The 13,137-nt window shown below is 41.2% G+C and carries 12 protein-coding genes; all 12 read left to right on the forward strand.

From position 1 onward, the window contains the following. Window positions 1–56: 56 nt before the first annotated feature. The 12 genes from BLQ18_RS00810 to BLQ18_RS00865 all read left to right on the forward strand — a co-directional run bounded on the left by BLQ18_RS00810 (window position 57) and on the right by BLQ18_RS00865 (window position 13,038). Complete coding sequence (locus BLQ18_RS00810) at window positions 57–1,355, forward strand: MptA/MptB family glycosyltransferase (RefSeq protein WP_470303224.1); 1,299 nt, start codon at window positions 57–59, stop codon at window positions 1,353–1,355. A gap of 224 nt (window positions 1,356–1,579) precedes the next feature. Further along, window positions 1,580–2,194 carry a GNAT family N-acetyltransferase gene (locus tag BLQ18_RS00815; RefSeq protein ID WP_090291717.1) on the forward strand — a complete coding sequence of 205 codons (615 nt, stop codon included), beginning with the start codon at window positions 1,580–1,582 and terminating at the stop codon, window positions 2,192–2,194. Window positions 2,195–2,276: 82 nt separating this feature from the next. Continuing rightward, window positions 2,277–3,464 (forward strand): argininosuccinate synthase, encoded by a 1,188-nt coding sequence (locus BLQ18_RS00820; protein ID WP_090291719.1) that lies wholly within the window; start codon window positions 2,277–2,279, stop codon window positions 3,462–3,464. Next, window positions 3,461–4,435, forward strand: coding sequence for an N-acetyl-gamma-glutamyl-phosphate reductase (argC, locus tag BLQ18_RS00825; protein WP_090291720.1), 975 nt, complete (start codon window positions 3,461–3,463; stop codon window positions 4,433–4,435). Before BLQ18_RS00820 ends, argC begins: the two co-directional genes overlap by 4 nt. A gap of 103 nt (window positions 4,436–4,538) precedes the next feature. Next, window positions 4,539–5,333, forward strand: a complete 795-nt coding sequence (proC, locus tag BLQ18_RS00830; protein ID WP_090291722.1) for a pyrroline-5-carboxylate reductase — start codon at window positions 4,539–4,541, stop codon at window positions 5,331–5,333. A 48-nt stretch (window positions 5,334–5,381) separates the two neighbouring features. After that, entirely contained in the window at window positions 5,382–6,506 is a 1,125-nt protein-coding gene (locus tag BLQ18_RS00835) for an aspartate aminotransferase family protein (RefSeq protein ID WP_090291724.1), read from the forward strand. Further along, window positions 6,506–7,447 (forward strand): Rossmann-fold NAD(P)-binding domain-containing protein, encoded by a 942-nt coding sequence (locus BLQ18_RS00840; RefSeq protein ID WP_090291726.1) that lies wholly within the window; start codon window positions 6,506–6,508, stop codon window positions 7,445–7,447. The genes BLQ18_RS00835 and BLQ18_RS00840 overlap by 1 nt, the downstream gene beginning before the upstream one ends. Next, window positions 7,444–8,190, forward strand: coding sequence for an SDR family NAD(P)-dependent oxidoreductase (locus tag BLQ18_RS00845; protein ID WP_090291728.1), 747 nt, complete (start codon window positions 7,444–7,446; stop codon window positions 8,188–8,190). Before BLQ18_RS00840 ends, BLQ18_RS00845 begins: the two co-directional genes overlap by 4 nt. 1 nt (window position 8,191) lies before the next feature. Further along, a complete protein-coding gene (gene argB / locus BLQ18_RS00850) occupies window positions 8,192–8,971 on the forward strand; it encodes an acetylglutamate kinase (protein WP_090291730.1) in 780 nt (259 codons plus the stop codon). Further along, a complete protein-coding gene (locus BLQ18_RS00855) occupies window positions 8,968–10,038 on the forward strand; it encodes a M20 family metallo-hydrolase (protein WP_090291732.1) in 1,071 nt (356 codons plus the stop codon). Before argB ends, BLQ18_RS00855 begins: the two co-directional genes overlap by 4 nt. A 73-nt stretch (window positions 10,039–10,111) precedes the next feature. Continuing rightward, window positions 10,112–11,395, forward strand: coding sequence for an argininosuccinate lyase (argH, locus tag BLQ18_RS00860; protein WP_090291734.1), 1,284 nt, complete (start codon window positions 10,112–10,114; stop codon window positions 11,393–11,395). Window positions 11,396–11,442: 47 nt separating this feature from the next. Further along, a complete protein-coding gene (locus tag BLQ18_RS00865) occupies window positions 11,443–13,038 on the forward strand; it encodes a M1 family metallopeptidase (RefSeq protein ID WP_090291736.1) in 1,596 nt (531 codons plus the stop codon). Window positions 13,039–13,137: the final 99 nt, after the last annotated feature.

Below are 13,137 nucleotides of genomic sequence, written 5' to 3' on the forward strand. Positions count from 1 at the left end.
ATATGCAATCTTACTGGCGACTGCATAGATATCCCATTATTTTTGCTGTCGCTTGTATGTTATTTTACTGGAGTTTTGCTTACAACCTGGTTCGCACCGATTATGTAAAGTTTTTTATGCTGTTTGGGGCACTTTTTTATTTGTGCTTCAAATTAATGCAGTTTGAAAAATGGAACTTTAAGTTTCTTTTGGTTGTCGGTATCCTATTCCGATTGGTGTTTTTGTTTGCCGAACCCAATCTATCACAAGACTTTTACCGCTTTATTTGGGATGGTGAACTCATTAAAAATGGCATCAATCCCTATCTCTACACCCCAGACCAAATTTTAGAACAGGGCAAGATCGTTTTTGCCAACATGAAGGAGCTTCGTGAGGGGATGACAGATCTCAACGCAAGACACTTCAGTAATTACCCTCCAGTTAACCAACTATTTTTTGCGCTTTCAGCCTTTTTGGGTAACGGAAGTGTAATGAGTTCCATAATCGTTTTACGACTTACCATTATTTTGGCTGATTTGGGAATCCTCTATTTCGGTCGGAAGTTGCTTCAAAATATCAACCAAGCCAATCACATGGCATTTTGGTATTTCATCAACCCATTGGTGATCATCGAGCTTACAGGCAACCTCCATTTTGAAGGAGTAATGTTGTTCTTTTTTGTTTGGGCGCTTTACTTGGTTTCAAAAAACAAATGGTTGTGGGCCACACCAATTTATGCCCTTTCCATCATGGTCAAATTAATGCCACTCCTATTTTTGCCCATTTTCTTGAAATATCTTGGCATTAAAAAGAGTGCCATTTTCTATACATTGATCGGAGTAAGTTGTTTGGCCCTCTTGCTTCCTTTTTACTCATCCGTTTTTATTGAAAATTATTCAGACACCCTAGCACTTTGGTTCCATAACTTCGAGTTCAATGCCAGCATATATAATGTAGTAAAGAAAATTGCGGTGACCTATTACGAAGCAAAACCTTGGGAACTCATCGACACTTATGGAAATATAATCACCAAAATTGTGTTGGGGTTGGCTTTGCTCATCACCTTTCTTAGAAAAAATCGTAGTCTTCAATCCGTGATTACTTCCATGACGCTGTTATTGGCATCCTATTACTTTTTATCCAGCACTGTGCACCCTTGGTATATTGTTTTCTTGTTGGGCATTGCCATTTTCACCGAATTGAACTTTCCCTTGGTCTGGACTGCCACGGTAATCTTAAGTTATTTCGCCTACACCAATCCCGACAACAAAGAAAATTTATGGTTATTGGCCGTTGAATACATTTTGGTCTTTGGGGTTTTTCTTTATGAAATGATAGGTAAAGGTTCAAAAAAGTTATATTTCTTTAAAAATTAACCTACACTCCTATCACTATTCGAATTAATTTGTACTTTTAACCTCGTAATGAAAGGACAAAACCACATATTATTCCCATTGAGCGTACTTACGCCAATCAGTCCATTTACACCCCGCCGTCGTCGCCCGTAAGGGTGCATATATTCTTATGGAAATAGGTGAGTCCATTTCCGCATTGAACTTCCAATTATTTATTATTATTTTTTTCAGAATAAACGCTTGCAATGGACATTGTAGTTGCTAACGAATCACATTTTAAATACGCACAGATCATCAGTGACACCATCACTGAATCAGCCAAGGTACGCGGTACAGGTATCGCTCGCCGCACCCCAGAATATATCATTAAAAGACTTCAAAACGGAAATGCAATCATTGCTTTGGATGGCGATAAATTTGCTGGTTTCTGTTACATCGAAGTTTGGGGAAACAAAGACTTTGTTGCCAATTCAGGATTGATAGTCCACCCAGATTATAGGAATCAAGGTTTGGCCAAACAAATTAAAAAGGCTGTATTTGATCTATCAAGAAAAAAATTCCCTGATGCCAAAATTTTTGGAATTACTACTGGTTTGGCCGTAATGAAAATGAACTATGAACTTGGTTACAAACCCGTTACGTTTTCAGAACTTACAGATGATCCAGAATTTTGGAAAGGATGTCAGACTTGCAAGAATTTTGATATACTGACCCGAACCGATAGAAAAATGTGTTTATGTACAGGTATGTTGCACGACCCTCATGCCAAAAAATCGGAACCAGAAAAAATTAATAAAAAGGCTTTTCAACGATTGAAAAGCATTAAAGAAACCCTTTTCCTTAAAAAGAAAGATAAATAATAAGGTCTGTTCGACTGCGCAACGAATGTGCAACACATCTCGACTGCGCTCGATGTGACAACAAAATATAAAGCATTTCAAAATGAAAAAATTAGTTTTAGCCTACAGTGGCGGATTGGACACCTCCTATTGTGCAAAGCACTTATCGCAAGAAGAAGGCTTTGAAGTACATGCTGTAAGTGTGAACACTGGTGGATTTAGCCAAGAAGAAATCAAAGAAATTGAAACCAAAGCCCTTGCTTTGGGTGCCAGTTCCTATACTTCCATTGATGCTGTGACCACCTTTTATGATAAAGTAGTAAAATATCTCATTTTCGGAAACGTACTGAAGAACAACACCTACCCACTTTCCGTAAGTGCAGAACGAATCGTTCAGGCCATCGAAATTGTAAACCACGCCAAAAAATTGGGAGCTGGATACATTGCTCATGGAAGTACAGGAGCTGGAAACGACCAAGTGCGTTTCGATATGATCTTCCAAATTTTGGCACCAGAAATTGAGATCATTACCCCAATTCGAGATAAAAAATTGGCAAGAGAAGAAGAAATCAATTACCTACAGCAAAATGGAATTGAATATTCTTGGGAAAAGGCCAAATATTCCATCAACCGTGGTCTATGGGGAACATCAGTTGGAGGTTCGGAAACTTTGACCTCTCATCTTTCACTTCCAGAAAGTGCTTACCCGAGTCAATTGGAAAAAGAATTGCCCAAAGAATTGAAATTGACCTTTAAAAAAGGGGAATTGGTTGCAATTGATGGTGAAGAAAACTCACCTGTGGCAAATATTGAAAAACTTTCAGCAATCGCATCAAAATATGCCATTGGAAGGGATATCCACGTAGGAGATACTATCATCGGAATTAAAGGAAGGGTTGGTTTTGAAGCCGCTGCCCCTTTGATCATTATAAAAGCGCACCATTTGTTGGAGAAACACACCTTGAGCAAATGGCAACAATACCAAAAAGAGCAATTGGGCAATTTCTATGGCATGTTGTTGCACGAGGGTAATTATTTGGATGAAGTAATGCGCAACATCGAAGCCTTTTTAACCGATACCCAGAAAAATGTTTCGGGTGATGTATTCATCACTTTACATCCTTACCGATTTGAATTGAACGGAATCGCTTCCGAACATGATTTGATGAACGCTTCCTTTGGAAGTTATGGTGAAATGAACAAAGGTTGGACCGCTGACGATGCCAAAGGATTCATTAAAATATTGTCCAACCCAGGTAAAATTGCAAACCACGTAAACCAAGATTCATGATCAAAGCAGGAATCATAGGAGGTTCTGGATATACGGGCGGGGAATTGATTAGAATTTTGCTCAATCACCCCCAAACCGAAATCGACTTTGTTTTCAGTACCACTAGGGCTGGCAAATCCATTTCATCCGCACATCAAGACCTTTTGGGACAAACAGATTTGAAGTTTTCAGGGGAAATCAACCCGAATGTAGATGTGGTTTTTCTTTGTTTGGGGCATGGGAATTCAACCTCATTTTTAAACGAAAACCAATTTTCAGCCTCCACAAAGATTATCGACCTCAGCAATGATTTCAGGTTGCAGGCAGATGCTAATTTTAATGGGCAACGCTTTATTTACGGGCTTCCAGAATTGAACAAGTCTGCTATAAAAGCTGCTAACGCCATTGCAAACCCAGGATGTTTTGCCACCGCCATTCAATTGGCATTATTGCCATTATCCAAAGCTGGATTGTTGAACAACGAAGTGCACATTAATGCCGTTACGGGAAGCACAGGAGCAGGTGTTGGATTATCTGCCACCTCCCATTTTAGCTGGAGAAACAACAACGTTTCTTGGTACAAACCTTTCACCCACCAACATTTGGGAGAAATAGGTGAAAGCTTGAGTTCCTTTGGAAATGCTGTGGGCAAACTATTTTTTATGCCGAATCGAGGAAATTTCACACGTGGTATTTTGGCCACTGCCTACACCAAATACGAAGGAACCTTGGAAAAAGCTAAAGCGCTTTACCAAGATTTTTATAAAGATGCCGTTTTTACCCATCTTTCGGATGAGGAACTGCATTTAAAGCAAGTTGTGAACACCAACCAGTGTCACATCCATTTGCACAAACACGAAGACCTTTTGTTAGTGACATCGGCCATCGATAATTTATTAAAAGGAGCTTCTGGACAAGCCGTTCAGAACATGAACTTGATGTTCGGTTTCCCTGAAACCGAAGGTCTATTGTTAAAAGCGGGGGTATTTTAAATAAAGACTGGGTCGAGCTGTCACATCGAGCGGAGTCGAGATGCGAGACCTTTATCAAAATACACATCTCTCGACTGCGCTCGAGATGACAAAAAAGTAAAATATGAAAGTAGCCATCATAGGAGCAGGAAACTTGGGATTGGCCATTGCAAAAGGCATTTTGCACAGCAATGGAGCCACCACCATGTACCTCACCAAAAGAAACACAAAGTCCATTCAGGAATTTGAAAAATACGGGAATGTAACCGTGACCTCAGATAACCAGGAAGCCGTAAAAAACTCGGACATCTTGATTTTCGCCGTGCAACCAGGTCATTTTACTACCATTTTGGAACAAACCAAAGACCTTTTGACCGAAAAGCATGTGATCATTAGTACCATCACAGGTTTCCGTATTCCAAGAATTGAAGAAATCATCGGTTCGGATAAGTACATCATCCGAAGCATGCCGAATACGGCCATATCGGTGGGCAAATCCATGACCTGTATTTGCTCCAACGAATTGGGCAAAAAACGCATTGATTTGGCGAAAGCCATTTTCAACCGTATGGGCCACACCTTGGAAATTCCTGAGGAACAAATGCAAGCTGCAACGGTAATCTGTGCCAGTGGTATTGCTTTTTGGATGCGATTGATAAGAGCAACCACACAAGGTGCCATTCAATTAGGGTTCGATGCCAAGGAAGCCCAAGAATTGGCTATGCATACCTGCAACGGTGCCGCTAGCCTATTGATTGAATCAGGAAGTCACCCAGAAGAAGAAATCGACAGGGTAACTACACCAAAAGGTTGCACCATTGAAGGTTTGAACGAAATGGAGCACCAAGGATTGAGTTCATCATTGATCAAGGGAATTGTTTCCTCCTATGAAAAAATTAGCCACATCAGAAAAGCATAAACCTTTATTGTCCCCTTAAGGGGACTTTAGGGGTGTAAAAACAAAAAAATGAAATTATTCGACGTATACCCTCTTTACAATGTAACCCCAATTTCTGCCAAGGGCATTGAAGTTTGGGACGACAAAGGGGAAAAGTATTTGGATTTTTATGGTGGTCACGCCGTGATTTCTATCGGACACACACATCCGCATTACGTAAAACGGATCAAGGATCAATTGGACCAAATGGCTTTTTACAGCAACTCGGTTCAAAACCCGTTGCAGGAAGCCGTAGCTGAAAAACTTGGTGTTTTATCTGGTTGTGAGGAGTACGACCTATTTATGTGCAATTCTGGGGCAGAAGCCAACGAAAATGCGCTGAAAATGGCTTCCTTTCACACGGGGAAATCCAAAGTTATTGCATTCAACAACGGATTCCACGGAAGAACCTCGGCGGCGGTTGCCGCAACGGACAATCCAAGCATCAATGCACCCATCAACAAACAGCAAGAAGTCACTTTTTTGGCCTTGAACGATTTTGATGCCTTTGAAAAAGCCATCACCTCGGATGATTATTGCGCGGTGATTTTGGAAGCTATTCAAGGTGTAGGTGGATTGGATGAACCCACTACCGCGTTTTATCAGTTTATTGCTGAAAAGTGCAAGGAAAACAATGTAGTTTTGATTGCCGATGAAGTACAATCAGGCTATGGCCGTAGCGGAAAATTCTTTGGATTTCAACATCATGGGGTGCAACCCGACATTATTTCCATAGCCAAAGGAATGGGCAATGGTTTCCCTGTTGGTGGTGTATTGATCCATGAAAAATTCACACCCTCTTACGGACTTTTGGGAACCACTTTTGGTGGAAATCACTTGGCCTGTGCCGCAAGTTTAGCTGTTTTGGAAGTTTTGGAAAACGAAAACTTGATTAAAAATGCTGCAGAGCTTGGCGCTTATTTCAAAACAAAAGCAGCTGAGATTCCTGAAATCAAAAAAGTGAAAGGGAGAGGATTAATGATCGGACTTGAATTTGATTTTGAGGTAGCCGAACTCCGCAAAAAAATGATTGTGGAACAGCACATGTTTACAGGTAGTGCCAAGAACAAAAAGCTTTTGCGATTCCTACCAGCGTTGAACATCACCAAAGCCGATATCGACCTATTTTTTGATGGTCTTAAAAAAGCATTATAATGAAGCATTATTTATCTGTTAACGATATAGAATCGCTCCCCCAATGGGTGGACGAAGCAATTAAACTAAAAAAAGACCCTTATCAATTTGAAGATTTGGGCAAGCATAAAACCATTTGCCTGTTGTTTTTCAACAATAGTCTAAGAACACGTTTGAGTACACAAAAAGCGGCCATGTATTTGGGCATGGAAGTGATGGTAATGAATTTTGGCAATGAAGGTTGGGCTTTGGAATATGGTGACGGCACAGTAATGGACCAAGGCACATCGGAACATATCAAAGAAGCTGCACAAGTGGTTTCGCAATATTGCGATATTGTGGCTATTAGGGCATTTGCAGGTCTTCAGGACAAAGCAAAAGACGAATCCGAAGAGGTCATCAACGGATTTGCCAAATATGCCTCGATTCCAGTGGTGAATATGGAAAGTTCAGTGGGTCACCCCTTACAGGCGTTGGCAGATGCCATCACACTGGAAGAAAACAAATTGGACAAAAAACCTAAAGTGGTACTGTCCTGGGCACCTCATCCTAAAGCATTGCCACACGCCGTGGCCAATTCTTTTGTGGAGATGATGAAATTGCAAGATGCTGAATTTGTGATCACCCATCCAGAAGGTTACGAGCTGAATCCAGCCATCACCGAAGGTTGTACCATTGAGCATGATCAAGACAAAGCTTTGGAAGATGCCGACTTTGTATACGTTAAAAACTGGAGCAATTATACGTATTATGGCCAAGTGCTGAACAAAGACACCAACTGGACCATGACCGAGAAGAAATTAGGGAAGGCAAAATTCATGCATTGCCTACCTGTTCGACGAAATATGGTGGTGGAAGATGCAGTGTTGGATGGAAATCAATCTTTGGTGGTGGAGCAATCCAAAAACAGGATTTTTTCCGCACAGATCGTATTGAAAAAAATATTGGAAAACCTAAAATGAAATTAAAAGGAAAGGTCTGTATTGTTACTGGAGCAACCAGTGGAATGGGAAAAGCAATTGCTCAATCCCTTGCTGCTGAAGGTGCCCAGCTTGTACTTTCTGGTCGCAACCAAGAAAGAGGTGCGGCCTTGGAAGAAAGTTTGGACAATGCTATTTTCCTTTCTGGTGATATAACAGACCCATCCTATAACAAAAAATTGGTCGATACCGCAATCGAATTGTATGGTAAACTGGACATCCTATCATTGAATGCAGGGGTTCTTGGATTGGGAAATGTTGAGGAACTGTCTATTGATTCATGGCAAAATACAATCAATACCAATCTCAGTTCCATATTTTATCTTTGTAAATATGCGCTTCCCTACTTGCAAAAAGAACCTCAGGGTAACATCCTGATAAATGCATCAATTGCAGCTTTTAAAAGTTTTCCAAATCATCCAGCCTACTGTGCCTCAAAGGCAGCATCAGTGGCTTTAATGAAGCAAATGGCGGTTGAATATGCGCCTAAAATTAGGGTAAATGCCATATGTCCTGGCCCAGTGGACACTCCTTTGTTATGGGAATCTGCCAAGGCATTCAAAAATCCCGATAAAGCGGTTGAAGACGCAAAAAATGCAACACTACTAAATAGATTGGGCACACCAGCAGATGTGGCCAAGCTAGTACTTTTTCTGGTTTCCGAAGATAGTTCATGGATTACGGGAACCACAGTAACTATAGATGGTGGTATTATAAACACTTAGTATGAAACAAAAATTATCCATAGTAAAAATTGGTGGCAACGTTATTGAGGATGCCGAAGGATTTGAGCACGTACTCGGTCTGTTTTCCAAAATGGAAGGAAATAAAATCTTGGTTCATGGTGGCGGAAGAAAAGCAACCGAGCTGGGTAACAAACTAGGAATAGAATCCAAAATGGTGAATGGCAGAAGAATTACGGATGCCGATACCTTGGATATTGCACTCATGGTGTACGGAGGTTTGGTGAGTAAAAAAATCGTGGCAAAACTTCAAGCTTTGGGTACCGATGCCATAGGCATGAGTGGTGCTGATGGTGATGCCATCCGTGCGCATAAACGACCGAAGAAAAATGTAGATTTTGGTTTGGTGGGTGATGTGGACACCGTAAACACCTATGCGATTTTTAAATTGCTTCAAGCTGGTTTTACACCCATTTTTTGTGCTTTAACACACGATGGAAAAGGGCAGATGTTGAACACCAATGCAGATACCATCGCGGCTGAAATCGCCATTGCTATGTCCGACCAATTTGAAACAACCCTTTACTATTGTTTTGAAAAGAAAGGGGTGCTTCAAGATGTAAATGATGAAAATTCTGTGATTCGACATATCGACTCCAAAGGATACGATGAGCTTTTAGCTTACGGTATAATTGCTGACGGTATGCTTCCCAAAATGCACAATTGTTTTTATGCGCTACGCAACCACGTAGCCAAAGTATGTGTAGGAAACAGTAGCATGCTCGAAGCCAACAACCCCGATTTTACGACATTGACTTTATGAAAATAACACAAGACATACTTACGGAAAAAGCCATCGCCTTATTAAGGGAACTCATTTCCATCCCCTCATTTTCGGGTGAAGAGGACAAAACAGGAGATGCCATTGTCGCTTTTCTTCAAAGTTTTGGAATTGAAACCCAAAGGCAATACCATAACATCTATGCGTTCAACAAGTATTTTGATGAAAGTAAGCCTACCCTTTTGCTCAATTCGCACCACGATACGGTGAAACCGAACAATGCCTATACCAAAGACCCGTTTGATGCCCATGTGGAAGATGGAAAACTCTATGGTCTGGGCAGTAATGATGCAGGGGGCTGTTTGGTATCCCTTTTGGCCACTTTTGTTCACTTTTATGATAAAGAAGGGTTGAGCCATAATATAATTATGGCCGCCACGGCAGAGGAAGAAGATGCAGGTGAAAAAAGCATTCGTGCCCTCCTTCCTATTCTACCAAAAATTGACGTGGCCATCGTAGGAGAACCCACTTTGATGGATTTGGCCATCGCAGAAAAAGGTTTGGTCGTATTTGATGCAGTGGTAGAAGGAACTCCATCGCACGCAGCGCATCCGAACGATGACAATTCCATTTACAACACTATTGAAGTACTCCAATGGTTCAAGGATTATACTTTTGAAAAAGTGTCCGAAGCCTTGGGTGAAGTAAAATTGACCGTAACCCAAATCAATGCGGGAAAACAGCATAACGTAGTACCTTCACAAGTAGATATGGTAGTGGATGTACGCGTGAACGATTGCTATACCAACCAAGAAATTGCAGATTTGCTTCAAAAAGAAGCACCTTGCAAAATGATACCTCGTTCCCTTCGATTAAATTCATCAAACATTGACCCAAATCACGATTTGGTAAAAAGCGGATTGGCCTTGGGTCGAGGCACCTATGGGTCACCCACCTTATCCGACCAAGCAGCATTGAGCTGTCAATCGGTAAAATTGGGCCCTGGTGATAGCACTCGCTCCCACTCCGCCAACGAATTTATTTATGTAGACGAAATTGTGGAGGGGATTGACCTTTACATCAAAATCCTAACAGGATTTTTACAATAGGCTGTCAGTTCGAGCGCAGTCGAGAACAAAATAATATGATTCCCACCTTCGTGGGAATGACAAAACTGAAATTATGAAACTCTGGGATAAAGGATTCAGTACCGATAAAAAAATAGACCAATTTACCGTAGGCAACGACCGAGAACTCGATTTGGTCCTCGCGAAATACGATGTGATTGCCTCCAAGGCGCACGCCAAAATGTTGGGCAAAGTTGGACTATTGACCGAAGATGAGGCCAAAGATTTGACCAAAGGGTTGGATGAAATTGCCAAGGATATCGAAAAAGGCAAGTTCACCATTGAAAACGATTTTGAGGATATGCACTCCAAAATCGAATTTATGTTGACCGAGAAATTGGGTGACACTGGTAAAAAAATCCATTCCGCGCGTTCCAGAAACGACCAAGTTTTGGTGGCCATGCAATTGTACTTAAAGGATGAACTCACAGAGATCAAAAATCAAGTAAAAGAACTTTTTGATTTGTTGATGAAGTTGGCTGAGAAACATAAAAGTGTTTTGCTACCTGGTTACACCCACTTGCAAATTGCTATGCCCTCCTCTTTTGGACTTTGGTTTTCTGCCTATGCCGAAAGCTTGATAGATGACCTCTACTTTGTACAGGCCGCCTATAAAGTGGCCGACCAAAATCCATTGGGAAGTGCCGCAGGTTACGGAAGCTCTTTTCCTATCGATAGAAGTTTTACAACTCAAGAAATGGGCTTCGATACCCTTAAATATAATGTGGTTGCTGCTCAAATGGGCCGTGGGAAAGCGGAAAAGGCAACTGCATTCGGAATTTCGAGCGTGGCAGCTACCCTATCCAAAATGGCAATGGACATTTGCCTGTACATGAGCCAGAATTTTGATTTTATCTCTTTCCCTAACGAGTTGACTACGGGAAGTAGCATAATGCCGCACAAGAAAAACCCAGACGTTTTTGAATTGATCCGAGCAAAATGCAATAAGATCCAAGCGGTGCCCAACCAACTGATATTGATCACCAATAATTTACCGAGTGGTTACCACCGTGACCTGCAATTGGTAAAAGAAGTGATTGTTCCTGCATTACAAGATATGCAAGCTTGTTTGGAATTGATGACTTTCAGCTTAAAGGAAATCAAGGTGAACAAATCTATTTTGGAAGATCCAAAATACGACTACCTTTTTAGTGTGGATACCTTGAACGAATTGGTAAAAAGTGGCATGCCGTTCCGTGATGCCTATAAAACCATGGGTAAGGCCATAGAAAATGGCAATTTTAAACCCAAACGTGATATCGAACATAACCACGAAGGCAGTTTGGGCAATTTGTGTTTGGAGGAGATAAAAAAGAAAATGGAAAAGGTATTAGGATAAATTGGATAAATTGTGGTGGAATTCAAACCATGATTTAAACATCAACTATGCATAAATCCATTACCCTCTGTATTCTTCTTTGTTTTTCGGTTGTTTGCTTTGTTTCGGCCCAAGACATCTACCAAAAAAATGAGGGAGTAGATGTGCAACACTATGTTTTTGCACTGGAGCTAAACGATGAGAATAACCAAATTAAGGGGGAAGCTCAGGTAACCGTCCTTTTCAAAGAAAAGGCTGTTCCTTTTGCTTTGGATTTAATTCAAAAATTGGGTGAGTTTGGTATGGAAGTGACCGAAGTACTGGATGGAGATTCCAAAGCCAATTATTCCTATGCCAACAATAAAATCAATATTGTTCCAAACACTTCAACAGATTCCATTCAGACGTATACCATCAAATATCAAGGCGTTCCCGAAAGAGGTTTGGTGATCGACACCACCAAATATGGAAAACGCTCCTTTTTTGGCGACAATTGGCCCAATTTGGGAAGACATTGGTTGCCCTCCGTGGATCATCCGTACGATAAAGCCAGTTTGGAATTTCGAATTACCGCTCCCGAGCATTATGATGTTGTGGCTACGGGCAAAAAAGTGGAGGAAAGCAATCTCGAAAACGGGTATAAACTTACCATTTACAAAGAACCTGCCCCAGTTGCCATCAAAGTGGTGACCATTGGGGTTACCGAATTTGCAAGTCGAGTGGTGGACTACGTGGACGACATCGAGGTTTCGGCCTGGGTGTACCCGCAAAATAGATTGGAAGGTTTTGGCGATTATGAAGTCGCTGGAAATGTCCTTGAATATTTTATCGACCATATTGGGCCCTATTCCTATGCAAAATTGGCCAATATGCAGGCCAAGACCCAGTGGGGCGGATTGGAAAATGCGGGCACCATCGCCTATTTTGAAAATTCGGTCACGGGAAACAAAACCGTGGAGCCTTTAATTGCCCACGAAATTGCACATCAATGGTTTGGGAACTCGGCTACGGAGAAAAGTTGGAACCATGTTTGGGTGAGCGAGGGATTCGCAACCTATTTCAGCATTTTATACCTCGAAAGTGTGTATGGCGATGAGCGTAGAAAAGAGGATTTGGCCACAGACAAACAACAAATCTTTGATTATTACCGAAAAAATCCTGCTCCCATTGTAGACCTATCCATAAAAGATCCGATGAAGGTATTGAGCACCAACTCTTACCAAAAAGGAGGTTGGGTATTGAACATGCTTCGCCACAAATTGGGTGATGGTGTTTTTTGGGAGGGTATTCGTCACTACTACGCCACCTACCAAAACGGCAATGTGCTTAGTGAGGATTTCCAAAAATCCATGGAGGAAGCTTCAGGCCAAGATTTGGAATCCTTTTTTAAGCAATGGTTGTATGTAAAAGGCCATCCACAGATCAAATGGGGATGGACGTATTTGAATGGCAAGGTAAAAATCAAATTGGAACAACAACAAGACCATCATGTGTTTCAGTTTCCTTTGGAAATAGGTTTGGTAAAAGATGGGAAAATGACCATCAAAACCCTAGACATTAAAAACCAAAAGGAAAATTTGGAAGTTGAATTTGACGGCCAACCCGAATCCGTTGTTTTGGATCCCAACGAGTGGACGTTGTTTGAGGATATGGGGAAATTTTAGATTCATATCTTAAACGATAAGTACATTCCTATAATTCCATCGTTTTCCAGTCCAACTGTAACAATCTAACCACTTCAATCTCCTTACAAGAAAACCATA

The organism is Flagellimonas zhangzhouensis, assembly GCF_900102925.1.
In the GTDB taxonomy this organism is placed as follows: Bacteria; Bacteroidota; Bacteroidia; order Flavobacteriales; family Flavobacteriaceae; genus Flagellimonas; species Flagellimonas zhangzhouensis.